At 47.7% G+C, this 25,368-nt stretch carries 21 protein-coding genes; 16 read left to right on the forward strand and 5 right to left on the reverse strand.

Features of this window, described 5'->3' with window-relative positions; translation table 11 throughout:
• Positions 1 to 1,346 precede the first annotated feature (1,346 nt).
• The 11 genes from ABD937_RS00005 (at position 1,347) to ABD937_RS00055 (ending at position 16,059) form a co-directional block, all read left to right on the forward strand.
• On the forward strand, positions 1,347 to 1,766 hold the full coding sequence (locus tag ABD937_RS00005) for a hypothetical protein (RefSeq protein ID WP_345252519.1): 420 nt from the start codon (positions 1,347 to 1,349) through the stop codon (positions 1,764 to 1,766).
• A 1,725-nt stretch (positions 1,767 to 3,491) separates the two neighbouring features.
• A complete protein-coding gene (locus ABD937_RS00010; protein ID WP_345252520.1) occupies positions 3,492 to 4,022 on the forward strand; it encodes a hypothetical protein in 531 nt (176 codons plus the stop codon).
• A gap of 652 nt (positions 4,023 to 4,674) precedes the next feature.
• The gene (locus ABD937_RS00015; RefSeq protein WP_345252521.1) at positions 4,675 to 5,319 is read left to right on the forward strand and encodes a hypothetical protein; all 645 of its coding nucleotides are present in this window, start codon (positions 4,675 to 4,677) and stop codon (positions 5,317 to 5,319) included.
• Between the two features lie 971 nt (positions 5,320 to 6,290).
• Positions 6,291 to 7,067: a uracil-DNA glycosylase family protein gene (locus ABD937_RS00020; protein WP_345252522.1), complete on the forward strand. Its 777-nt coding sequence runs from the start codon at positions 6,291 to 6,293 to the stop codon at positions 7,065 to 7,067.
• Positions 7,064 to 7,471 (forward strand): hypothetical protein, encoded by a 408-nt coding sequence (locus tag ABD937_RS00025; RefSeq protein ID WP_345252523.1) that lies wholly within the window; start codon positions 7,064 to 7,066, stop codon positions 7,469 to 7,471. The genes ABD937_RS00020 and ABD937_RS00025 overlap by 4 nt, the downstream gene beginning before the upstream one ends.
• Before the next feature lie 218 nt (positions 7,472 to 7,689).
• On the forward strand, positions 7,690 to 8,946 hold the full coding sequence (locus ABD937_RS00030; RefSeq protein WP_345252524.1) for a hypothetical protein: 1,257 nt from the start codon (positions 7,690 to 7,692) through the stop codon (positions 8,944 to 8,946).
• Positions 8,947 to 9,675: 729 nt separating this feature from the next.
• Positions 9,676 to 10,416 (forward strand): hypothetical protein, encoded by a 741-nt coding sequence (locus ABD937_RS00035; RefSeq protein WP_345252525.1) that lies wholly within the window; start codon positions 9,676 to 9,678, stop codon positions 10,414 to 10,416.
• 115 nt (positions 10,417 to 10,531) lie between these two features.
• Positions 10,532 to 10,900 (forward strand): hypothetical protein, encoded by a 369-nt coding sequence (locus tag ABD937_RS00040; protein ID WP_345252526.1) that lies wholly within the window; start codon positions 10,532 to 10,534, stop codon positions 10,898 to 10,900.
• 1,122 nt (positions 10,901 to 12,022) lie between these two features.
• Complete coding sequence (locus tag ABD937_RS00045; RefSeq protein WP_345252527.1) at positions 12,023 to 12,538, forward strand: hypothetical protein; 516 nt, start codon at positions 12,023 to 12,025, stop codon at positions 12,536 to 12,538.
• Between the two features lie 738 nt (positions 12,539 to 13,276).
• On the forward strand, positions 13,277 to 13,912 hold the full coding sequence (locus ABD937_RS00050; RefSeq protein WP_345252528.1) for a hypothetical protein: 636 nt from the start codon (positions 13,277 to 13,279) through the stop codon (positions 13,910 to 13,912).
• A gap of 1,352 nt (positions 13,913 to 15,264) precedes the next feature.
• Positions 15,265 to 16,059, forward strand: a complete 795-nt coding sequence (locus ABD937_RS00055; RefSeq protein ID WP_345252529.1) for a hypothetical protein — start codon at positions 15,265 to 15,267, stop codon at positions 16,057 to 16,059.
• 120 nt (positions 16,060 to 16,179) lie between these two features.
• Here ABD937_RS00055 and ABD937_RS00060 read toward each other — a convergent pair whose 3' ends face one another.
• The 3 genes from ABD937_RS00060 to ABD937_RS00070 all read right to left on the reverse strand — a co-directional run bounded on the left by ABD937_RS00060 (position 16,180) and on the right by ABD937_RS00070 (position 18,201).
• Positions 16,180 to 16,770, reverse strand: a complete 591-nt coding sequence (locus ABD937_RS00060) for a hypothetical protein (protein ID WP_345252530.1) — start codon at positions 16,768 to 16,770, stop codon at positions 16,180 to 16,182.
• Positions 16,771 to 17,546: 776 nt separating this feature from the next.
• A complete protein-coding gene (locus ABD937_RS00065; RefSeq protein ID WP_345252531.1) occupies positions 17,547 to 17,747 on the reverse strand; it encodes a helix-turn-helix transcriptional regulator in 201 nt (66 codons plus the stop codon).
• Positions 17,731 to 18,201: a hypothetical protein gene (locus ABD937_RS00070; protein WP_345252532.1), complete on the reverse strand. Its 471-nt coding sequence runs from the start codon at positions 18,199 to 18,201 to the stop codon at positions 17,731 to 17,733. Before ABD937_RS00070 ends, ABD937_RS00065 begins: the two co-directional genes overlap by 17 nt.
• A gap of 1,572 nt (positions 18,202 to 19,773) precedes the next feature.
• On the opposite strand from ABD937_RS00070, the gene ABD937_RS00075 reads away from it, so the two are divergent.
• The 5 genes from ABD937_RS00075 (at position 19,774) to ABD937_RS00095 (ending at position 23,903) form a co-directional block, all read left to right on the forward strand.
• Positions 19,774 to 20,238, forward strand: a complete 465-nt coding sequence (locus ABD937_RS00075; RefSeq protein WP_345252533.1) for a hypothetical protein — start codon at positions 19,774 to 19,776, stop codon at positions 20,236 to 20,238.
• 957 nt (positions 20,239 to 21,195) lie between these two features.
• Entirely contained in the window at positions 21,196 to 21,690 is a 495-nt protein-coding gene (locus tag ABD937_RS00080) for a DUF5991 domain-containing protein (RefSeq protein WP_345252534.1), read from the forward strand.
• Positions 21,691 to 21,945: 255 nt separating this feature from the next.
• Positions 21,946 to 22,293 carry a hypothetical protein gene (locus ABD937_RS00085; protein ID WP_345252535.1) on the forward strand — a complete coding sequence of 116 codons (348 nt, stop codon included), beginning with the start codon at positions 21,946 to 21,948 and terminating at the stop codon, positions 22,291 to 22,293.
• A 79-nt stretch (positions 22,294 to 22,372) separates the two neighbouring features.
• Positions 22,373 to 22,954 (forward strand): DinB family protein, encoded by a 582-nt coding sequence (locus ABD937_RS00090; RefSeq protein ID WP_345252536.1) that lies wholly within the window; start codon positions 22,373 to 22,375, stop codon positions 22,952 to 22,954.
• 151 nt (positions 22,955 to 23,105) lie between these two features.
• Complete coding sequence (locus ABD937_RS00095) at positions 23,106 to 23,903, forward strand: hypothetical protein (protein WP_345252537.1); 798 nt, start codon at positions 23,106 to 23,108, stop codon at positions 23,901 to 23,903.
• Between the two features lie 350 nt (positions 23,904 to 24,253).
• Here the strand turns inward: ABD937_RS00095 and ABD937_RS00100 are convergent, their stop codons facing one another.
• Both ABD937_RS00100 and ABD937_RS00105 read right to left on the reverse strand, forming a co-directional pair.
• Positions 24,254 to 24,913: a transposase gene (locus ABD937_RS00100; protein ID WP_345252538.1), complete on the reverse strand. Its 660-nt coding sequence runs from the start codon at positions 24,911 to 24,913 to the stop codon at positions 24,254 to 24,256.
• An 8-nt stretch (positions 24,914 to 24,921) separates the two neighbouring features.
• Positions 24,922 to 25,143, reverse strand: coding sequence for a hypothetical protein (locus ABD937_RS00105; RefSeq protein ID WP_345252539.1), 222 nt, complete (start codon positions 25,141 to 25,143; stop codon positions 24,922 to 24,924).
• Between the last annotated feature and the right edge of the window lie 225 nt (positions 25,144 to 25,368).

Here is a 25,368-nt window from a genome sequence, read left to right on the forward strand (position 1 = left end):
GAAACGTCGATGCCGCAAACAAGTTTCATTTCGTACTTTGGTTTTACGTTAGAAAAAGGAATGTGGGTTTTTACACCGCTGCAGCTATCCTAACTTTCATACGAGCTATCAGAGGGCTAGTCTGTGCTCAGTGGAACTGTTCGCAGTACGTGGTGTAAAAAGGCAGCGGGGGGCCGCCATGTTAGACAAGCTCTAAAAGGCTTCATTGGGCTATGTGGTCTTACTCCCGCTGCCCACATTCTTTATCACCAAAAAGATAAGAAAACAAACATAGGATGGGCTGTTGCGCTATGGCCATATGGTCGTTTATAGTTAATATCTTTACGCTGGCCACAGCGCAAAGCCCTGGTCGTTATGCGCCACCTGCCTTCCTTAGGTCGAAGATTGGCCAGCCTCGCTAAAGTGGCTTTTGCTTTTCGGAACATTCTTCATTGCGGCGTTCGCGTCGAGTGCTTCGTAGCGAGTACCGTCGCAACCTATCCGCCGCCCGCTTTCGACTTCTCATCGAGCACTTCGCCAACAACTAGGGCGACAGCTTCTTCCACAGCTCCGCGCGGCTTGTTCGCAACGTAATTCGCGGTGACCGGGACACGACGAATTCCGACTTACATCGTCGTAGCCGGACTAAGCCGCGCTACTGGAAGCGGGCGGCTGAAACGCGGCTTCATAGCGGCAGGCGTGACGGGTACATTCTTTCTGACCGAATAGCTGGTTCTCCCATCCCAAAGTCCGGCGGCGCATAACATGGGCTATTGCGCTAGCCTAAGTCGTTCATAATTAATATCTTTCCTAAAGCAATCCGGCCAGCGCAAAGCCCTGGTCGTTATGCGCCACCTGCCTTCCTTAGGTCGAAGTTTGGCCAGCCTCACTAAAGTGGCTTCAGTTTTTCGGAACTTTTCTTCAACTCGACTTTCGTGACGATAGCTTCGTAGCGCTTGCCGACGTAAACTCGCCGCCGCCCGCTTTCGGCTTCGCATTGAGCGCTTCGTCGGATACTTTGTCGACAGCTTCCATAGCAGCTTCGCGCGGCCTCATCGCAAGAGAAGTTCGTCGAGGCCGAAGCGCGACGACTTCCGGAATTGCTTTGTCGCAGCCGGACGAGGCCACGCTACCTAGTTCGGGCGGCTCGGGCCCAGCTTCATAGCGGCGAACGTGACGGTAAAAGTCTTCCTGATCGATTTGTTGGTTCTTCCATCCCAAAGTCCGGCGGCGCATAACATGGGCTGTTGCGCTATGGCCTCTGAACACTCCGAAAGCGCTAACTTCATTCTCGGCCACAGCGCAAAGCCCTGGTCGTTGTGCGCAATGCTGTAGCAGTCCTATATTCGAAGAGACAAATTGCTCCTATGAATAAGTTTGGATTGTTGATTCTTTTGGCCGGTCTGGCTGTAATACTTTTTCTAGCGATTCGACAGGATCGCAAACTGGAACAAAACTTCAAAATAACAGCGGCAATCGTCTCTGGAATTGACGGTGCGACTGGAAACGGAAATCGCTTGGCAGATTATACATATGCAGTCAATGGTAAATCCTATACAAGGAGGTCAAGTTTGCCTTGCAGTTCCATTCCTTGCATCAAGTATTACCGTAACGCTGTTGTTGGAAAGAAGTTTTTGGTTGTTTATCAAGCAGACAACCCGTCGAATAGTCGTATGATTTTTACAAATAACGACCTCAAGCATTTTAAAATTAACCCCACTCTGGACGTTCAGAGAGCGGCCCAAGAAATGGATAGTGTTGTTGCTGCACACGGAGACGAGTGGTAATTCGAGCAGCCTTCCATGAGCACTGCGCACAACAGGGGCTGTTGCGCTATGGCCTTCGAACACTCTGAAACTTCGTAACTTTCTGCTCGGCCACAGCGCAAAGCCCTGGTCGTTATGCGCCACCTGCCTTCCTTAGGTCGAAGTTTGGCCAGCCTCACTAAAGTAGCTTCAGTTTTCCGGATCATTTCCTCAGTTCGACGTTCGTGCTACCCGCTTCGTAGCGCATTCCGACGAATAGTTGACGCCGCCGGCTACCGGCTTCGCATCAAGCATCTCAACGACGACTTCGGCGACAGTTTCTGCAATAGCTCCGCGCGGCCTCTTCGCAAGAGAAATTCGTCGTAGCCGGGACGCGGTAGCTTCCGAAATTGCTTTGCACCAGCCGGACAAGGCCGCGCTACCAGAGGCGGCGGCTTGTTACCAGCTCCATAGCGGCGGACGTGAAGGGATGAGTCTTCCTGATCGATTAGCTGGTTCTCCCATCCCAAAGTCCGGCGGCGCATAACATGGGCTATTGCACTATGGCCTCCCGACACTCCGAAACTTCGTACATTCATTCTCGGCCACAGCGCAAAGCCCTGGTCGTTATGCGCTATGCTACATTCTTCGTAATCTAGATCCAATGCGACAGTTATCTATAGGATTGGCCTTTCTGCTGTTTTGCGCTGGTGATCTTAAAGCCCAGAGGGTGGAGTCTGACTCAGCAAAGGCGATGGCGGATGCCGTTATGAAGACTTTTAAAAGGGCACGTCCACGGCAAATCGGTCGGATTAACACCAAGGATAGTTTATTGGTTTTTGGAGCAGACAAAGCGCGAACGCACCTTTTAACCGTCTCGAGCCATAATTACGCAACGTCTTGGAACGTACATTACTACTATGACGCGGCTGGTTTGGTTCGGATTCTCGTGCTTGGGAGCCCTAAAACATCGACCCCGCGGTTTAGCAACGGGCGAAAAGCTGAAGATTATTTCTTCAAAGGGGGCGTCCTTGTGTATTCTACAGGCAGCGGGGAAGACCTGAAATGGCTTGTTGCAGAAGCCGACCGATATTATCGGGAGGGGACAGTTCTTTTGGGAAACCGGCCTTGATAGTGGCCGCACAGCGCATAACATGGGCTATTGCGCTAGCCCCGGTCGTTTGAACTAGAATCATTTTCTAAATTCAGGGGCCAGCGCAAAGCCCTGGTCGTTAGCCGCAAGTCTGCATTCCTAAATTCGATAGACGGACAAATATGAAGAAGCGTGTTTTGCTTTCAATTATCTCATTGTCTTCTCTGGCCGCCCAACCGCAGACCGCAGACCGATTAAATTATCTGTTTGTCGTCAACCTCGCAAAGTTGGACTCTTGCTTAGGCGACGCCCACGACAGTGCCTACACTCCTGCACCTAATCATCTGATTGACTTCATGGAGACATATACCGGTATAAAGCGACGCGGTTACTTGCCTACTTGCTGGTTACCGCAGCCGTTTTCTCGTGAGGATTTAGCAAAATGGAGGCGATGGTACTGGACAAACCGCCGGAATCTTAAAAGAAAGACTCTCTTCTTCTATTCGACTCGCTGACTTCAGTGGGGCCGACTGTGCGGCTAACATGGGCTATTGCGCTATGGCCTCTCGACATTCGTTATAGTTCGTAACTTTCTGCTGGGCCACAGCGCAAAGCCCTGGTCGTTGTGCGCAAGCAAGAGCTGCCACTTCGAATAAGGAAATAAATACCATGCTATGAGATTGACTTACATTATTTTGGCGATAATTGCTTTCGGCTGCTCAGACTCGGAGCAATCTAGTTCGGTGAGCACTCCTATTGAAGAGACAAAGCCAGTTTCCACTATCAATGTTGACACTTCTTCCGAAGCGGCGCCCGCGGTTGACAGAGCTTTAATTAGTGCCGCGATACAACGTAGCGTTGATAGCGTTATCAAACTGGAGGACAGAAAGTTCAAAACTAAGTATACGACTCTTGCTCAAGTAATGAGAAAGGTTTTTTCCGAGTACTCGACGAAGGAAGAGGTGTATAATGTTCAAGGTGCGCCAAAAATGAAGCAAAGTTTGGAAGGGCCTAATTTAATTGAAGTTTGGGTGTACGGGAATTGCGAGGTGCATTTTGAAGGTAATCTTGTAAAGGATGTCTATCCAGAAGGTTGTAAAAAGTTTAAATACAAGAGTATCGGAGAGCTTCTTATGAGCGATGATTATCTAGAGAAGGAGTTCGGTAACTCTTTGATGTCTAGAAAGGCAAGGTCCATGTATTGAAATCATCAATTTGACTTCGAGCCTGGGTTCATATATCAAAAGCTAGGACGAGGACTCAAAGGCCTGCGCACAACATGGGCTATTGCGCTATGGCCGGTCGTTTAAAGTAAAACGCTAACTTAGTTCAGGCCACAGCGCAAAGCCCTGGTCGTTATGCGCCACCTGGCCTCTGTAGGTGGGAGAGCGGTAGGCCTCACTAAAGTAGCTTCAGTTTTTCGGACCATTTCTTATTGCGGCGTTTGCGCCGACAGCTTCGTAGCGAGTACCGACGTAAACTATCCGCCGCCCGTTTTCGGCTTCTCATCGAGCACTTCGACGACAACTTTGGCGACACCTTCTTCAGCAGCTCCGCGCGGCCCCTTCGCAATATGGTTCGCGGTGACCGGAACGTATTACCATCCGGAATAGCTTCGCAGCTAGCCGGGCAAGGCCGCGCTTTAGACGGCGGGCGGCTCGAGCGCAGCTCAATAGCGGCGTGCGTGACTGGACCGTTCTTCCGGATCGATTTGCTGGTTCTCCCATACTAAAGTCCGGCGGCGCATAACATGGGCTATTGCGCTATGGCCTCCGAACACTCCAAAAGATCGTAATTTCATTCTCGGCCACAGCGCAAAGCCCTGGTCGTTAGCCGCCATTCGTAACACTCCGAAACTTGAATAATTACCTTCGCAACCGTAAAGTTGGACAACAGATTATCGAAGGGCCTAGATCTATATTTCCGCCTGGTTTATCAGGGCGTTGGTATGAAAAGGACTTTTCCGCCATTAGTTTTGATTATCGGGCTAATGTTGGGCAGCATGTTTCATTGTGGAGCGACTCAACTATGAATCGTGAAGGTGAGCCAATGCCCTCTATTATCCGATTTGTTCATTGGCACCGGGAGAATGATTTAGGGCGGAAGTTCGAAGCCACTTTTCCTGACGTAAGAGTGTTTCTCGGATACATAGCTGACGGTGCAGACCTTCTGATTGAAAAAGCTCTATCGAAAGTATATGGAAGCTTATCAAAAATTGACTTTCGGAAATTCCAGCCAGGCTTAGATGGCCAACATTGTAAGACTGACCACGTCGATTTTGATAGTAGTATCGAGATTTTTATGCGCAATGGATATCAGACGTTTAGTCATTTTACCTATGATATTGAAGACGATGAATTTCTATTAGCGATACATGATGTTCGGAGAGCTCTTCTAAAAGCGGTGGTCGAGTTCGACAAACACGGCTGGATTGAACGCTACAACCTCAGTTTTAGTCAAGACGTGTTTGATTGGGACTTCTCCTTATTGAACGGCGGCTAACATGGGCTGTTGCGCTATGGCCTGCGAACACTCTAAATGTGCTAACTTTCCTCTCGGCCACAGCGCAAAGCCCTGGTCGTTATGCGCCACCTGCCTTCCGTGGGTGGGAGAGCGGGTAGGCCTCGCTAAAGCAGCTTCGGTTTTCGGATCATTTCCTCAGTCCGACTTTTGTGCCGATAGCTTCGTAGACAGACTCTTCGAAACTAGTAGCCGCCCGCCACCTGCTTCGCATCGAGCGCTTCGTCGAAAACCTCGGCGACACCTTCCATTGCGGCTCCGCGTGGCCAGTTCGCAAGAGTAGTTCGTCGTGGCCAGGACGCGATAGCTTCCGATATAGCGTCGTCGTAGCCGGACGAGGCCGCGCTTCCGGAGGCGGGCGTCTTGCTACCAGCCCTGTAGCAGTGGGCGTGACAGCTACAATCTCTCTGATCGATCTGGGAGATTTCGTTTCCGAAAGTCCGGCGGCGCATAACATGGGCTGTTGCGCTATGGCCTGCGATCATTCATTAAAGTGCTAACTTCATTCTCGGCCACAGCGCAAAGCCCTGGCCGTTGGGCGCAAGCCTGCAGTCTTCTGGCCGGATATTTTGCGTTCGCTTCGCGCTTTTGTGTTGCCAGCTTTTCCTTCAGTTCGCCATCGTAGCGACGACTCCAAATGTGCTTGCGGCTTTAAAGGCCGGCCGCTTTTGGTGTTCTAAAGAGAAGAATCTCCTCTGCTTCAGGGTTTCGGTCAGCCTGCAGGTGCACGGGCCTAAGGCGGCCTGGCGTACACGTAAGATCGAACTTTGTCTCAGCGTCTTTTCCTAAAGCGGGACGTCGGGGACAGTCTGCGTCCGAAAGACGGCCAGCGCCCAACAGGGGCTGTGCCGCTATGGCCTGCGAGCAGTCGCTATAGTTCGTAGATTCGTTCTGGCCACAGCGGCAAGCCCTGTCCGTTGTGCGCAAGCCGTGCGCTCTCCGAAAATAAAAGTATGGGTATCGTTCATAAAAACAATGCTACAATTTGGACAAACGAGTTTTCGTCTGAGGAAGCTATATTGAAACGAACACCGTATGATCCAGAAATCTTGATTTTGGGAACATTTAATCCCGCATTGCAGAAGACGAACTTTTCCGATTTTTTCTATGGAAGGAATTATTTCTGGCCAATTCTCTATAATATATTCAAAGCTAATTCGATAGAGCTTTCAAAAAGAAGAATTGCTCCAAATTGTAAATCAGCCCCAAAGCAATTGCTTCCATCGCTAAACCAGATATTCGAACTATGTAAGTTGCTAAAGCTCTCGTTTGCTGATCTGATTTCGGAAGCTTTTTATCGAGAGGGGCATAACGCTACGGAATTAGAAGGCGGAAAAATACAGTTCAAGGGAAGAATCTATAATCTCATCAGAGATGACGCTTACAATGGGGAACTGGGTTTAAAGCAAATAGATGCAGTAAAAGAGATAAAATGGAACGACTCACAAATAATACAGTATCTACATAATACTCCGTCAATTAAACGAATATATTTCACACGCAAAAGGGATTCAATTTGGCAGAGGCCTATCGAAGAAGTGGAGCGTCGGACGAAGCTTAAAGTGGAATCATTATTCACACCATCAGGAAATGGTTTGGAGGGGCGCCCACGAATTGAAAAATTGATCAATCATTGGTTATACAACGAATCAAGCGATTATAGTCGTCTCGATCCTCGACTCCTACGTCGCTACGCTCCGAATTTTCCAACTAAATATGAGAGGTTATGAACATTGATGAACTCAAGCCTGTACTTAAAGATGATAAAGTGTATCCAGTAGATCGTCTGTACGTGTATGTCTTCAGTGTATGCATATTGCTTGCTATTGCATCAATTGTGATTTGGTATCAAACGAGCGACGATCGTTGGTGGTGGGGCGTATTAATTCCTTTAGCTGTATGGCAGGTACTCGTGTGGATTATTGCTAATTATACAAGAATGGGAAGGGAGGATCGCGAGCGAAGCAAACAACACAAAGAGGCTTTAAAGCGCGAGAAAGCCCTTTGGGAACAGAATAACATCCCGTGGATATACGACGAATCGCTGAGGGTAAAAACTTGGGAACAACGGAAAAGGACAATTCAAGCATTTCAAAACTTAGCACGTGAAGATGGTGTCACCGGGAAAGAGTAGTGCGATGCGACTTCGGAAGGCCTGCGCACAACAGGGGCTGTTGCGCTATGGCCTGCGAGCAGTCATTATAGTTCGTAGCTTCGCCCTGGCCACAGCGCAAAGCCCTGGTCGTTGTGCGCAATCGATCGACCTTTAGGACCGGATTTGCATATAAATTTTTGTCCATGAAATTTGTTGTCGAGCGTTTTAACTTGCGACTGTATCTAAACTAACTGTAAATGTCCACACAACAATCAAGCGAGGTAGAGATTAGGCCATTACCAAAGAAGCAAAATGGAGATAGCCGATGGACTCAGCGAGTCTTATTATATATCGTTCTGTTGGCTGCAACGGTTGGACTTTTCTTTTATGTATATAGGTATACCCAAGAGAAAAATACAATATCCATACAAAGAATTGATGCGGAAAAGGCGAGGTTGAAACTTATTAATGACCGATTGAGTAGCTTATATACTACTGTTTATTCTTCTTATCAATCCTCTGAGAAAGCTAAAAAAGATATACAGCTTGAGATAGATTTCCTTGAAAAACAAAGGGACCTAGCTACAAAAAAAATTGAAGACTTAAGTAAGGACCCAGATGCGTCTCTAATTCTCTTTGCAACGTTAGCCCTCGTAATGACAGGAATCATCTTCTTTTATGCTTTAAAATTATTTAGAAAGCCTGAAGAGCTTTACTCGCCGGACGACTTTGCTGTTGACAGGAATGAAATAAAAGTGAAATACCGGGAATTTTGGACATGGCTGACTAAGAATGAGATTGCTGAGAAAAATCTAGACGGCATTGATTTACAGAAAGCACGCGCACTCAAAGACATATTTGATATTAGTGAACCTCTCGGGACTAGGCAAGCCGAGCTTCTTTCTAAAATCGTTGAATACTCAAATAAATCCCTAGAAGAGAAGCAGGCAAAATCAGACGAGTTCAGAGTTATTTACGATCATTTCAAGACTTTAAGGGACCGGCTTTTGTCTGAAATGGTACGATTGAATCAGCGCGCTAATTTCACACTAATCTCGGGATACTTAATAGCAAGTATCGTGATTGGGATTATTTTCTATTCCGCATTCAATGCAGAAGCTTTTTCAGAAGCAAAGAATTGGCTAGAATTTTCGTTTAAGATGATACCGAAAGTCATTTCTGTAGTAAGTCTTTTGACAATGTTTTTTTTCTTTATTAGAACTTATAAAGGAACAGTGTTAGATGTAAAATACTACCAGAATGAACTTACTAACGTTGATCTAAAGTTTGTGGCACTGCGCGCAGCACTACAATCCGGCGATGAATTGACAAAGAATAAAATAATATCGGATCTTTCATTAATTGAAAGAAATACTATTTTCTCCAAGGAGTTTACAAGTAATGAGCTGGAAAGATTAAAATTGGAAAATGAATTACATAAAGACCAAGTTCAGCAGGTTCTCGAACTTGTTACGTTTTTTAAGAAAAAGGATGATCAACCAGTAAGACAGTAATTGGGGATAACGTCTCTGTTACAAGCGCTTCGTCTCGATGACTGCGCACAACATGGGCTGTTGCGCTAGCCTAGGTCGTTTTAGTTCATATCTTCACTAAAGCAGACCGGCCAGCGCAAAGCCCTGGTATGTTAGCCGCCATCCAATGCTGACAAGATTCGAATATAAATTAGTTGGGACAGGTTGGGCCAGAGTCTACTTTTCAGATGGTATTGTAGACTCTGAGTTTACGGTTTCCTATTTAAGTGATCCGATTCGAGATCTTTTGTGCGCGTGTATTTCACTCCTAGATGGCGGTGTAGAAGAACAGGAAATATCATTCTGCGACGAACCTGGCGAAACGAAACTTTCCTTGAAGCCCATTGCAAGTGGGGAATTAGAAATTGTCTTGGAGAGGTGCGATGACTGTATTGGTTTGGTACCTGAGCCATTCGGTTCCTTTGAACTTATTTTCACCACCAAGATGCCAACGGTCAGTTTTATTCAAATTGTTAAGGGACTTTGCGATAGGCTACTGTTGGAAAACGGGAAAGCTGGTTATAAAACAAAATGGTGTAGTCACTTTCCTACACGGAGTTTCAATTCCCTAATGATGAGACTTAACTCTATAACGCGGGACGGCGGCTAACATGGGCTATTGCGCTATGGCCTGCGAACACACTAAAAGGTCGTAACTTTCCTCTCGGCCACAGCGCAAAGCCCTGGTCGTTAGGCGCAATCACAACCACCATGAAAGTTCAAGCTGTAGTTTATCAAGAGTCAATTCCTTGGCGGACCCAAGATGATCTCAACACGCAGATATTCAATGACACCAACGCGGATGTTATCCTTTTTCCGGGCTGGTCATTCCGTGATACCAATCATGTTGAGAATTTCCAAGAATCACTTTCAAATAACAAGACTCTCGGGTTTTTAGAATTGCAACGTGTTGACAGTCGCAACTTGACAAATGCACTTTTTTCCATTTCGAAAGGCGAACTGAAGTTTGTGTCATTTCAACTCTTTTCTACTTCTAATGAAATCGCTTCTAATCCCGTTCTTGGGAATATGTTCGTAGACCAGTTTGCCAATGCAAGAGCCTTCCAAGTAAAGAATAAGATCGTCCGGGTAATGCAATGCGGCGAGCTTAATATTTTACGAAACGAACAGTCCAACGATAATCGGGTTGGCTTCCGTTTTCTAGACATAGACTTAGAACGAAGGTTCAGGCAATCGCTGCAGGGTACGTCTTTAATATTAAACCCTCAGCATACACCGATGGGTAATCAAGGTAAAATGAGCCGCCGGAGGGAATATTTATCAGCAAATAAACGTGGCTACATTTCGGTTTCTAATGTTGCGACAAGTCAAGAATTGGAAAAGTCTAAGTCGGCTCACTACGCGTATTTCAACGGACGTGAATTGGAGCGTCACGTAGTCGACAAGGGAAAGTTCCACCGGTTGTTCGAGTACGACCTTGACTGCGCCTAACATGGGCTGTTGCGCTAGCCTACTTTTCTCAAAGTTGTTAGCTATCTTAGATTGACCGGCCAGCGCAAAGCCCTGGTCGTTGTGCGCAATCGACCAAAATCTGCTCGAACTACAGATGATAGGCACTAAAGACATAAGAATAGGAAACTGGATTTGCACTGAGGAAAATCAATGGGGCACTGTCACGTCAATTAGTAGAGATGCTATATTAGTCAAACATGCTCTGGGTACTCAGGGCTATAACCCAGAAGATTTGTTTCCAATAAGCGTTACTGTCGATATTCTTTCGCTATGCGGATTCCAAGTTTTTAATGCAGGTTACCGCCACAAGGACTCATTTTTCTTTTTAAGATACTTTGGTGATGGTGATTTATCGTTGGATATAGCGGGCCACGCTGAAAAGTTTTCCTATGTTCATCAATTGCAGAATTTATACTATCGCCTAACAGGTACATTATTGGAGCCGTATCTGTACGGCAATTAGCGATAATTGACACAAGTATTTAGACAAAGGCACTTTGAACTTTCTGAAGGAGAGGGCACACTTGTGAAAGATCAAATAACTTTTGCCGACTGCGGATGTTGCTCCCCCTATTGACTGCGCACAACATGGGCTGTTGCGCTATGGCCTCCGGACATTCTTTATAGTTCGTAACTTACGCTCGGCCACAGCGCAAAGCCCTGGTCGTTAGCGGCAATTGATGTCCTAAAGTGCAAAAGCATGGAGATTTGCCTTCGAATATTCGGTGTGACATCTATGCTGCTATGGGTAGCGATTCAATTTGTACGCGTAAACTCTGCTAACAAACTCTCAAAGGAATTTAATATTCCTCTGCGTCATATCTTAACGCTTGGATTCAACAAGAATCTAATATCGCATGATAATCCAAGGCGGGAAACGGCGGAAGAAGAGTTCAAGAATGTCCAACGAGTCACTTTCCGAATTTGGGTATTGACGCTTTTGGTCGGTATGATCGGAGCGATAATAGTGGGCGTGACGACTCACTAAGGCTGCGACTGCCGCTAACATGGGCTATTGCGCTATGGCCTCCGAACACTCTGAAAGATCGTACATTCATTCTCGGCCACAGCGCAAAGCCCTGGTCGTTGGCCGCAACCTACACTCCGAAGTGGCCGAGAGTTCAGGCTCCGCAATCGTAGGCGCTGCTTTTCGGACCATTCCTAAAGTTTTACTTTCCTGCAGGCAGCTTCGTAGACAAGTTCGACGAGTCTAGGCGCCGCCACGCAACTTCTCCGATTATTTCTGCCCAAGACGTCGCTACCAACTTCTACGACGGCTGCGCGGCCTTGTTCGAATTTAGTTCGCGGCAACGATGCGGGACGGATTACGAGTTGGCTTTGCGGCGCCGGCGCAGCTGCAGGTCCGGCAGTGGCGGCTTGGCGAGATCTTCGTAGCTCGGAGCGTGACAGGACGATTCTTTCTGATTGATCTGGTGGTTTCTATGTCCTAAAGGCCGGCTGCGGCCAACAGGGGCTATGCCGCAAGCCTCGGTCGTTTATAGTTATTATCTTCACCAAAGCACTTCGGCCTGCGTCAAGCCCTGGTCGTTAGCGGCAATGCTACTGTTTCAAAGCAGCAAGAGTTATGGGTAAAGCCTTTATTTTAATTGCGTTCTTGCTTATTTCAGGGGCGGGAAATTTACGTGCGCAAGGCACCGAGACGATTGATCTTCGACCTATTGACGTCCGGCGCGTTGAAAGAACGTTTTCCGAATCGACTTTTTGTGTGGATAGTTCAGGATGCATGTTGGACGGCTGTCAGGTAGATTTGCCGGGTATTCGCGTTGAGTTTTATAAAGCATATTTAGATCGTCGGACGCAGACTTTAAGATTGGTTGGACGCGCTATGCTCCCAGTAGATGCGGGAATTTATGTGAGTGATAATCCGAATTGCTTTGACAAGAGTTCACTCCTAGGCTATACGTCAAACTCTTGCTCCAATCTTTCAAATTTTGGATTTTTCGACATTGAGCTTGTGATACCGAAGAACGGTTGGCTTTTTTTCAGCCACCCCCAGACTTATTGTGCGCGCTTCAACATTGGCCGTCTTTTGGTCTCCAACAAGAATACCTCCGCCGGCTCGAATCGAAACGTTCAATGAAAGTGAGACTATTGAGGGCTTTCCTCAATTTGGCCCGCACTGCCGCTAACATGGGCTGTTGCGCTATGGCCTGCGAACAGTTCCTATAATTTGTACCTTACGCTCGGCCACAGCGCAAAGCCCTGGTCGTTAGCGGCAAGCTACATTCACCTAATATGAAGAAGTTGACCTTTCTCGTGCTTTTGGGAGTGTTCGCCTACGCTAATGCGAAGGGACAAAGCTTGACTGTATTTTACGGACCACACACGACTAAACACCGGAATGAGCGATTGCTGGGGACTTGGTTCGACTACTCTTGGGAAAGGCCGGTCATGCGTGGGCACATGCTTGCACGTAAAAAGACAGATTCTTCGAAGTACAGCTTCACTTTCTTTTCGAACGGAATGGCTGTTGCAAGAAGGCTTGAGGACACTACAGCCGTAACACATTATAGCGATTGGCTCATTGTTGAGTCCCGACTTTACGTAAGGTCGGTCTCAGACTCACTTTACATAGGCGGCCGCATTTTTTTCGATGGTGACAGTGTTGTGAACTTTCAGCCTCGACCTCCGTCACCAAGATATAATCTTGTCAGGAAGGCGAACTTCTAGGTTGAAGCGAAGCCGTCCATGGCTGACCGCCTGCCGCTAACATGGGCTGTTGCGCTATGGCCTGCGAACACTCCGAAACTTCGTAAATTCATTCCCGGCCACAGCGCAAAGCCCTGGTCGTTGTGCGCAATTAGCTAAACCAACACTCATGAAATCATTCAAGCGGACAAATTGTAGTTCTAAAATTCTGGAAAACAAGGGAAATGAATGGTTAACTGCTTTCGAACTCGAAGCAAGTTTATTTGAACAGGCGAATAACTGGGAAGAATTTTGGCGGATCTACAAGGAGCAACCGTTACTCACCTTGCTGGCTACAGGTCTTTCGAGAGCTGATAGTCAAAGAGCTTTGTCAATTTTAAGGGAATATCCGGTGTACCAAGGTGGTGACTTCATTGGTTCGAGTGATCTTTTCTTGAATTATCACGTAGAGAAAAGACATTTTTATATTGAGGCTAAATATGAGCGCGCTCGATGGGAAACTGGCTTCGTAATGTGGTCCGACGAAAATTTTCAGAAGTTTCTTAAGGAGACTAGTTACCAGCTCGATTCATACATTGAAGCAGAGCATGACAAGAATTTTGAATCCTATTCAGTTGTGCTGCTATTTCATATTGTAGATTTCAAAAAAGAGGAAGATTTTGAAGCTTACAGAGCTTTAGCTTTAAAAACACCCTTGTCACTAGAGTCTTTCTATGCATTTATTCCAGCCAGAAACCCTAACAATAGCCCCTATAACACATTTGGTGTATTGGAAGTTGCAGGATTTTTCCGCATGGTTCACTAGTGGACACAACTGCGCACAACATGGGCTGTTGCGCTATGGCCTACGAACACTCATTATAGTTCTTAACTTTCTCCTTGGCCACAGCGCAAAGCCCTGGTCGTTATGCGCCACCTGCCTTCCGTGGGAGCTAGAGCGGTGGTCCTCGCTAAAGTGGCTGCCGTTTCTCAGAACATTTCTTCAGTTCGACTATCACAACGACGGCTTCGTAGCCCATCCCAACGTAAACTTGATGCCGCCCACTACTTGCTTCGCATCAAACGCTTTGTAGAGAACTTCGGCGACAGCTTCCATAGCATCTCCGCGCGGCCTCATCGCAAAATGGTTTCGTCGTGACCGGGACGCGGCAACTTCCGCTAGTGCTTCGCAGCAGCCGAGCGAGGCCGCGCTTCCAGAAGCGGGCGGCTTGCTGCCAGCTTCGTAGCAGCGGCGTGACAGAATGCGTCTCTATGATCGATCTGGGAGATTTTACTTCCGAAAGTCCGGCGGCGCATAACATGGGCTGTTGCGCTATGGCCTGCGAACATTTCCTATAATTTGTACCTTACGCTCGGCCACAGCGCAAAGCCCTGGTCGTTAGCGGCGACTGATCGACCATTCCTAAATTTGAATAAAAATCGCTTGAAGCCATTACTCCTCTTCGCGTCTTTTTTGCTTTCCTCAGTTTGCTGTGCGCAGCTAAAGCCGATTCCAAGGCCGCCCAGACCCTTTACAGAAAAAGAGCAGGAAATGGAGGATTGTAATCATGATTGTGCATTTCGTCCAATTGGGAGCGCTGCTCAACGGCGAAAGCTTTATCCATTTCGAGAAACAGCTTCTGTATTCTTGGTTTCGTTTGGACCGTCCAACGGTGTCGTGATGGGTAGCTCCCTTCCTAGCCGACTAGGTAAGAGAATTGACCCTAGTAAATACAAAGAGGTGAAACGGCTCAACTCTGCAGCGATTGACAGTTTGACTTCTATCCTTTACAATTGGCGCTATCGTGGCGTAATCCGCGAAATAGAAAAGCGGATGTGTTATAATCCGAGGAATGCCATTTTGATGCTGGATTCGAGCGGTAGGCTAGTTTCGTTTATTGAACTGTGCTTCGAATGTTCAGAATACCGGCTCAGTAGCGAGCGAGTTCAAACGGGTGAATTCTGTAACCAGAAATTTCAGTTGTTGCGCTCGTTTTTTAGATCACATGGCGTTGACTTCGGTACGCGCGACGATTAGGTCGTACAGTCTGAGCCCGCCGCTAACATGGGCTGTTGCGCTATGGCCAATGTTTCAAAGCAAAACGCTAACTTAGTTAGGGCCACAGCGCAAAGCCCTGGTCGTTGTGCGCAATCTGGAGCAGTTCTAAAACTTGAGAAATGATAAACAAGATTTCATGCGCTTTATTTTTTTCCATTTGTTTTGTGTCTTGTGGAGATCGTAGCGCCAACGCTGATAACGTGACAAAGAAAATATCAGTGATTGATAGCCTTACACCTACAACGCTCACTGCGCCGGATTCTGCGATTGAAAGTAGGCAACAAGTGAAGAATGATTTTTATACTAAGGCATTCGATGAAATCAACTTTGGTGAGCTCCAGTCAAACAGCCCGGCGAGACATCACTATAATTATAAGATCGGGCAATACTGGTACACGTTAAAAAATGATGGTTACGATGATTCTCTGGGTCTGTCATCTTTTGATTTAGTAGGCGAAGACAGGCCAGATTTACAAGCTGTCAATGAAAGATTTACAACAATTATTGACTTGGTGTCAGAGAAGTATGGTCGGGCTTTAAGTATGCACCGTACTGAACAGGATGCGTTGCAGGGCATAATGAAGGATTGGGAGAAGGAGTCAGCTTTCAAAAGCAGAACTAAGCCGGTAAAGACCCCATCAGATGATGGTCTTAACGTGACCAAATATCAATGGAAGAAAGGCGACATAGTAATCGAATTGGGATATCAAATACGATACGAACGAGAATACCGACAACCAAATAGCGTATCGGAAATCGACGAGTTTACGACACAAAACGATGGCAAGGTGGTCTTGCATAAGGTATATAAAGTTTTTTTGGGATTTACGCACAACGGAATCTTACAAGAGAGCCGCCAGCGATCTCAACGGAACACTAAAGCGAATAACTTGACTGAGCAGTCTCCCTTTTGACTGCGCACAACATGGGCTATTGTGCTACTCGCCGCTGCAGCCTCTCTTAAAGTGCTATGAGTGTCCTAAAGCAGTAACTTCATTACTGCGGCGGCAGCGCAAAGCCCTGGTCGTTAGGCGCTATCCTACAGCTTTCAATTCGGAGGAAGGTTCGATTCGGTTGGAGAAACCTGTAGACTTAGTCTTTTTAAAACCTACCCATTCCCAGACACTCATAAAGTAGTCCAATTCATCCCCGGGAATAGAAGAGAGACATTGCCAATTGGGGTGATAGGTATTTGCTTTGGCGATTGCCTCCTGCCATTTAATATTATTCGGCTTTGGATAAATGAAAGCTATAGCAAGCTTCTTGGTCGATTCAGAGCAAGGCTCCTTTTCGAGTTTACGGAAATCGTTAAATAAATGGCTGTCGGACATATAAAAGCTCAAACCTCGCGAACCTTTAAGTTTACTTATGCTCAATGCTTTGAGTTCTAGAAAGACGATTTCCCCACTGGGAAGGATCAATTTGAAATCTACCCGTTCTCCCGTCATCAATGAATGTTCCACTTCAAAATCGGCGATGATTTTGCTGTGTTTCATGAATGCAAATAGAACCAGCATTTCACCTTTAAACCACCCTTCTAGTCTTGTATCGGTTGCCGAAAATATTAGGAAATAGAAATTCTTCTCGTTGAACCACTTTTCGAGCTGTGACAGTACTTGCTTCATAGTTTTAAATTTCTAGCAAGGTAGACTGACGCCTGATGGGAGAATATTTATAAAAAAATAAAACTCATAAAAGAACGTATAAATAGACCCTATTAAATCACAAGTAAGTAGTGATTAGAAATGGCAACTTAATGCTGACAGTCTTTCTCGTCTTGCCGGACAGCGCCCAACAGGGGCTGTTGCGCTATGGCCTCCGGGCAGTCGTTATAGTTCGTACATTCATCCTCGGCCACAGCGCAAAGCCCTGGCCGTTAGGCGCAACTTAGCGGCCTGTCTACAAACGCACTTTATGAAGTTTCTAGCCACCATACTTTTCTGCATTTTTAGCTTTGGCGCAAAAGCCTGTGATTGCTATACGACGAGAGGACTTGATGACGCAGATGTAGCATTTCGAGGTACAGTGTTGCGTGTAAAGCGCTTGGAAGAGCCGTACATTCGATACGAAATCACCTTTCAGGTTAGCAAGTGGATGAAAGGAAAGCAGCGCAGACGGACGATGGTGGTCGACACGACCTGCTTGTCGGAGATGTGCTGCGGAATATCCTTTCAGAAGGGGAGTCATTACGAGGTGTTTGCTGGGGCCGATGGCAAACGCATGAAAACAGGGCTCTGCTGGGCAACTAGGAGAATAGGATCACCATCAAAATAGCTGCGCCTAACATGGGCTATTGCGCTAGCCCCGGTCGTTTGTACTAAAGTCATTTCCTAATTTCAGGGGCCAGCGCAAAGCCCTGGTCGTTATGCGCCAGTCGGATCTTTCCTAAAGTGCAAGCGTATTAGTCTGAGTTCTCGAGCTCAAAGAGATCTTCGACTTTCTTTTTGAGAACTTTGGCCAGCTTTAATGAGAGAACCGTGGAAGGTAAATACCTGCCGGACTCAATAGAAATGATTGTTTGCCGAGACACCTGAACCCTTTCGGCCAGTTCTGCCTGTGTGAGCAGTTGCCTTGTGCGCTCTTCCTTAATATAGTTTTTCATTTCTGAGCTTCACATGAATAACATAGTTGAACCGGGTAATGAAAAAGATCCAGAAGAGCAGTATAGAGCAAATAAAAAAGTTCATCATTCCCTCTTTTTCAGGCTCTCCGTATAATAGGATCGCTACGAAGCCACCGATAATGGCAAGCAACTGCAGCGCTGAGGCAAACTGAAAGCTCTCCAATCGGACTTGACTGATCATTTCATCTTCAACTTTCTCCTTTGAAAATGCAATGAAGTATAGCCCGCCCAGAAAGGAGAAGAAGCCGATGATGGCAAAAGCCACATTAGCGCTGTGGTAAGGAGGGTAGCCTTCTCTAGGGACAGGCGTTCCCAATACCCAAATCAGAGCTCGGGTCACAAGGCCTCGTTGCATGAGAATCCAGAAAAGAAGTCCTGCGGGAGCCATAAGCAGACCCGCCTTTTTAAACCGGTAGGGGAGTAGCAATTTCATGGGAGAAGCATTTGGTTACAGACCGAATGTAAAGTAAACTTTACATACTAGGGGCTTTTATTTTTCCTCTGTGCGACTTTCTTACGGAAGACCGGCGCATAACATGGGCTGTTGCGCTATGGCCTGCGAACACTCTGAAACTTCGTAATTTCATTCTCGGCCACAGCGCAAAGCCCTGGTCGTTGGCCGCAACCTGTGACACTCCACCCGACCGGAAAGAATACGGAAATCTTAATTCGTTCATTGTTGACATTGATCTACATGTACGCATGACTTAGATTATGCTCAAGACTTAATGTGCAGCGGACAATGAGATTCAAACTGTAAGGCCGGGAATAGGTGTAAAAGAGGCGGCGACCTGCAGTTGCGGTTAGGAGTTAATACGACCGAGGTAAATTTATGAACTACGTACTATGTTTTGGACAGCATTCTGGCTTGGATTCCTCATTTTGGGAGGAATAAACTTAGCGAACATCTATGTAAAAGGAGGCGACAGAAGCCGTCTGCTTTGGGGGTTACTTTATGCAGTTGGTATTGGACTCGTATTTGGGGTGATTTCATTGGCATTTTTCGGAATTATAGGTACAGCAGCTCCTTAGGGCTGCGGCCAACATGGGCTATTGCGCTATGGCCGCATGGTCGCCTGTATTTAATACCTTCACGCTGGCCACAGCGCAAAGCCCTGGTCGTTGGGCGCAAGCCTGCATTCATTAAGGCCGGATATTTTGCGTTCGCTTCGCGCTTTTGTGTTTTTCATCTTTTCCTACAGGTCGACGATCGTAGCAACGACTCCAATTGAGTGAGGTGCATCAAAGGCCAGCCGCTTTTGGATTCCTAAAGGAGGAGTCTCCGCTACTTCAAGTTTTAAATCAGCCTGCAGGTGCTACGGCTTTAGGCGGCCTGGCGTTCACCTACGATCGAGTTGGGTCTCTGCATCATTTCCTAAAGCGGGACCTCGGGGACACTCCGCGTCCAAAAGACGGCCAGCGCCCAACAGGGGCTGTGCCGCTATGGCCTGCTAGCTTGCGTTAAAGCACTAACTTCACTCTGGCCACAGCGTCAAGCCCTGGTCGTTATGCGCCACCTGCCTTCCTTAGGTCGAAGTTTGGCCAACCTTACTAAAGTAGCTTCAGTTTTTCGGATCATTTCCTCAGTTCGACTTTTGGGATACCAGCTTCGTAGCGCATGCCGACGAACCTAGGCGCCGCCCGCTACCTGCTTCGCATCAAGTAGCCTGTCAAATACTTTGGCGACAGCTTCCACAAGAGCTCCGCGCGGCCTCTTTGCAAGAGTAGTTTGTCATGACCGGGACGCGATTGCTTCAGAAATGGCTTCGCAGCAGCCGGATGAGGCCGCGCTACCAGAAGCGGCGGCTTGCTGCCAGCTTCGTAGCAGCGGGCGTGACAGCCACAATCGTTCTGATCGATCTGGGAGATTCTATTTCCTAAAGTCCGGCGGCGCATAACATGGGCTATTCCGCTATGGCCTCCCGACATTCGTTATAGTTCGTAATTTCATTCTCGGCCACAGCGCAAAGCCCTGGTCGTTGTGCGCTATCTACAGTCCTATAGTATGAACTGGATTATTGATCAAAGCGAGCGGATGCCATTTCACACAAACCTTGCATTGGTCATTGCTCCTTTGCGAGAGGTGATCGCGTCGTACAACTGGTTCATATCAAACTTCTGGTTCCATCCTCGAGAAGGACAGTCTCCAGATATTGATCGAAGTAAGGACTGGATATTGCTTTCGCCTGAGGAATTCTCAAGACTTGTGGCCTATCGAATGCAAACTCTTTGGGCGTTTATTGCTGCGGTCCCTAAAGAGGTAAGTCTTGAAATAGACGAGGACAGCCTGCCTTGGGCAGACGGTAACCCCTATATTTGGAAGCTTGGGCATTTCGAACTAGATCAATCTGAGGTGGAGATCATTTGCTGGGACGGCAGCTATACAATTGTCAAGTTCAGGACGGCAGTGTTGCCGGACAGGTTTAAGGAATACTTTCCGGAAGCGCTCCCGTTGTCCGACTACGAATGACCGACAGCGCACAACATGGGCTGTTGCGCTATGGCCTCCGAGCACTCCGAAACTTCGTACATTCATCCTCGGCCACAGCGCAAAGCCCTGGCCGTTAAGCGCAAGCTACATTCCTAAACCCTGAGCATGGATCAACAACTTAATCCCAGAGACCTCAAATATTTTCGTTCCTTAAAGTGGACTTTGCAGACTTGGAAGCCGACACCAGCACTTATTGAAAAGAAAGGTGCAAACGCTCGTCCATACATCGGACAGGGATACGATCCGGTCTTTTTTGATCTCGTAGAAGACGGCTGGAGGCACGACCATTGTGAAGTATGTTTCGTGAAGCTTTGTGATAATCCTGAGACGTGTCAGACAGAAGGATATACAGCCGACCGCCAATGGCTTTGCCGTGAGTGTTATGAGCAAAACGTTGCAGTGTCCTCTAGACTGCGTTCCTAATGGGCCGCCTGCGCTTAACATGGGCTGTTGCGCTATGGCCTATCATCATTCACTATAGTTCTTAACTTCATTCTCGGCCACAGCGCAAAGCCCTGGTCGTTAAGCGCAAGCTATCTTACTAAACCCGAAGCATGGATCAGCTCACTTCAGAGGACTTACAATACTATCGAAGCTTAGATTGGATATTCAAAGTGTGGCAACCTTCTCCGGCACTAATTGAGAAGAAAGCCGGTAACGCGCGTCCCTTCGTTGGACAAAGCTTTGACCCTGCTTACTTCGACTTGGTCCAAGATGGATGGACCCATGACCACTGCGAAATCTGCTTTGTAAACTTATCGGATGATACCGAGGCCGGCGAGACAGACGGCTATACAGCTGACAGGCAATGGATTTGCAAGACATGCCATGCTAAGCTATTTCCCCCTTCGGACGGGCAGGCCTCCTGATGGCCGCCTGCGCTTAACAGGGGCTGTTGCGCTATGGCCTTCAAACACTCTGAAACTTTGTAAATTCATGCTCGGCCACAGCGCAAAGCTCTGGTCGTTAGCGGCTACTACCAGTCTTATGAATCGAAGCATTTTATTGTACCTATCTGCCTTTAAAACCCTTTTGGTGATTTTCGTTCTTCTGAGCTGCAAGACACGACAAAAGCCTTCTATTGACTCTTGGGTCGGTGAGTATTCTTATGAGGAAGAGCCTTTAGATCAAGCTGAGGTGCCGGCGCCTTCTATGTTATGGGAGTTTGCTGTCGCAAAATCTGGCGACTCCACTTTGGGTACACTTGACGTAAATGGCTTTCAGACATTCACCAAAGCCAGAGCTCAGCTCACGGGAGACTCCAGTGCGCTTTATGTAATCTTTGACAGAGATCTGGACGGATCCAGTACCTGGAAGCGCGGTGATACGTTGTTTGTGCTCTCCCGCAAGGAAAAGTCAACCATTACAACTTGGAAAAGAGCAACTCCGATGCTCAGAGAGAATCCTCCCAAGACGTGTGAGTGCTTCTAAACTCGCCGCAGCCGCTAACATGGGCTATTGCGCTATGGCCTTTCGACATTCCTTATAGTTCGTACATTCAATCTCGGCCACAGCGCAAAGCCCTGGTCGTTGGCCGCAATCTACAGTCTGAAAGTTCAAATCACCATATCGTTACTTCTCTCAAGCATTTTTTGCCTTAGTCAGCCCAAGACTAATCTCTCGGGTACGAAATGGATTGCTAAGAACTGGGATAGTGCGTTTTTTAAGGCAGATACAGTGCAGATTATGAACTTCCAGAAGACAGTTTCAGCACAAGCGGAAGAAGGGTTCGCGCTTTATCAGATCGCTTATTACGTTGAACTTGATTTCAAGACCGGCGGACAGTTGGCTTTTCGGGTTGTAAATATTGATTACTCCGACGTCAGTACTTGGAAGGGGATTGGGTCATGGAGATATGATCAAAGTGTTAGAATGTTGTCATTGTACCAGGGACAAAATTTCATTGGTTGTTTTCGCCTCGTCAGTTCAGGTAAGAAGAAGGCGGAATCTCCGTACAGGAAGTCAACGGTTGCCGTGGTGCCGGAAATTCTTCTCCTTAGGACCGACTGCGGCCAACATGGGCTGTTGCGCTAGCTGTCTGCCCTAAAGTTGTAATTTCACCAAGCTCACCGCCAGCGCAAAGCCCTAGTCGTTAGGCGCTAGTAGAACCAGCATGAGAGTACAAACAGTCATAGAAGATATCCGGAACAGTCTCGTTAGTTCCTTTTCCTCAATCGATGCTTGGTTCGATAAGGAAGCCGGTGTGCGTTCCTACAAACCCCAGAACGGAGGCTGGTCAATCAATGAGGTGCTTGAACATATTGCTCTCACGAATCATTTCCTTCTGATTCTGATCGATAAAGGTGCCAGGAAGGCTCTTGACAATGCCTCTAGAGTGAATGTCGAGGACGCGGTTAAGGACTACGAGTTTCATCGCGACCGTCTGGACGAAGTCGGAATTCACAAGTCCTTTGACTGGATCCGGCCCGAGCATATGGAGCCGAAGGGGGGCAAGTCGTTGACAGAGGTGCGACAGGAACTCAACGGTCAGCTCGAAAGATGCCTTGGCCATCTGCAAAATCTGGGAAAAGGGGAAGGCGTGCTTTATAGAACTACTATGAGTGTGAACGGGCTCGGAAAGATCGACGTTTACGAGTATATCTACTTCCTAGCGCAGCATGGGCAACGCCATATTACGCAGATGCATAAAGTAGAGGCTGAGTATCAGGCCGGAGCGTCCTCGACCAGCGCCTAACATGGGCTATTGCGCTATGGCCGGTCGTTTCATTTCAAGTCATATCTTTAGTTCAGGCCACAGCGCAAAGCCCTGGTCGTTGGGAGCAAGCCGGAAGAAGTCTTTGCTGTATGAAATCATCCTTTTTTTTGGTTTTTCTTAAAATTAAATGATGACGCTTTCTTACAGCGACACCCTACCTGACGTATTTGAGTTTGATGCCACTCATGGCAGGTTGACTTCCTCTGGAAAGGGCGGTATAGTTCGTGTTTATGATTGCGCCGGCGGGGAGTGGGTGCTCGGCAATTTCTCAAAGAGTAAGCGCCTTTGGGTGAACGGGCAGACTTGTTTTCTGATTGATTCCTGGGATGGATCGGTCCTGGCCTATGACTTGGGAAGCAGAGAACAACTGTTTGCCTGCAATCAGTATGCTTTTTTGCCGGGGGGCAGTGGCCCTTACCTGATTGGCGGCACATACGACTCTACGCGGCTGGCGCTGTGCGGAGGCCTTTTTGATTGGACAAGCCAAATCCAGATCTGGCAACGTCCCGATACATCCCTTCTTCAGTTTATCGAAGGAGCCTTGTTTGATAGGACGAATGATGTAATTCAGCAGTTGGAGATCGCAACCGGAAAGACCATTTGGAAAGTTGATGTGAGCGCGGCAGGTAAAGTGCATCGCTTGATTGGGAATTATGCCGGTTGCCTATGGGCCGCGCTGCAGGATGCTTCCGAAACGCATCTCTTGCTTGGAGTTGATCTGGAATCAGGCGCAGTCCGGTTTGAGGGCGATGCCTTCCATATAGGTTACTCCTTTGCTACGCATCTTATTCATCCCCAAGACCGGGTTCTATCCCTTTATGGTTTATCTGCTTACGCTCCGGAAACTAACTACAGGGAGTTTGATGCCGGGTCAGGCGCTCTTTTGCGAGAGGGATTGTATCTTCGGCACTTCGCGAAAAGCTCGTGATCCGGTCCTGGCAAGTAGTGGGTGAGTATATCTTCTTTACTGCATTACGGGATGGGCGGTTTCCTACTTATATCGGGGTTTTAGATTATGAACACCTTGAACTACTCGACTATCAGCAGGTTCCGGGCGGAAGACCCCTACCTGCTGGCATCGCTCCACGTTTGGATGGTAATCAGCTCTATATCCGCGACACGGCAGGCGGTCTACACCGGTATTATTGGAAGCAGCCTTGATGCCTGCGCACAACATGAACTATGTTGATTTCCTGATATTTTTTAAGCCAGGGTGCTTTTATAGTCTGCCTGATAGGTAGTTCCTTTTGTGGCAATAGCCAAGGCTTGTTTGAGCAGTTAATTGCAAACGGCGATGAGGGCGACATAGGGTGCTTTTCTTTTTGCTATCAAGCGATCGTAAAGCTCCCTGCACGCCCGGTTATGTTTCTTGGCAGACATGGCTCCCATGAACAACACACTGCGCAAGTAGCCATTGCCCATCTTGCAAATTCCTTTTTTGCCTTTGATGGAGGTGCCACTTTGGTGCTCCCGTGGAGCAAGGCCGGCAAGGGCGATGAGCTGCCGGTGGTTGGTAACCTTCGTGAACCCGTCGGTAGCCACCATCAGGGCCGCTGTGGCACGCTTACCCAACCCTGGAACAGAGCGCACGGCCTTCATCTTCTCTTCGCACCACCCCTTTAGCTCAGTGTTCATTTGGTCTTCGAGTTTCTTGATCTCCCGGTCGAGCCTGGCGATCGATCCTTTTATACTTTTTGCCACTTCTTTGTCGGCAAAGGGCATGTAGGTGAGGGCGTGCAGCTGATTCTGCAGCATCGTATTCTGCCGGACGTACATATCGATCAAAGCCCCGATCTGGCTGCATTTGAGCTGCGCCTGCGAGGGGACGCGCCACACGGAAGCCTCACGCTCCACACCATAGCGATACAGCCAGCGCGCATCCTTTTTATCGCTCTTGTTGCGCTCCAGGTTCATCTGGATAAAGCGCTTGACCACCATTGGGTTCTCTACCCGGACGTCGCCACCCCCTTCTTTAAGGGTAAAGGCAAGGCCAGGTAATACGGTCCGGAGGTCTCGAGGACGTACTGGCGCACACCGCACTTGCGGAGCAGATCGCGGTGCCCACTGGCGTTGTTGGGGAGCTTCGCATAATGGTTCTTCCTTTTCTCATCATTGTAATAGATGTCGAGCGTGTCTTTAGAGACATCGATGCCGCAAACGAGTTTCATTTCGTAATTTGCTTTTAGTGTTAGAAAAACGAATGTGATTTTTACACGTCTGCAGCCATCCTAATTTCATGCGAGTTCACGGACTGCCATCCGGACTCAGTTGAACTACCCGCAGTAACGTGTAAAAAGGCAGAGGGGGATCATCATGTTGTACAAGCTTTTCCTGGCTTCAGGGGCTATGTGATCTTACTCCCGCTGCCCACATTCTTCATCACCGAAAAGTAA

This window comes from Flaviaestuariibacter amylovorans, assembly GCF_039541815.1.
Classification (GTDB): Bacteria; Bacteroidota; Bacteroidia; order Chitinophagales; family Chitinophagaceae; genus Flavisolibacter; species Flavisolibacter amylovorans.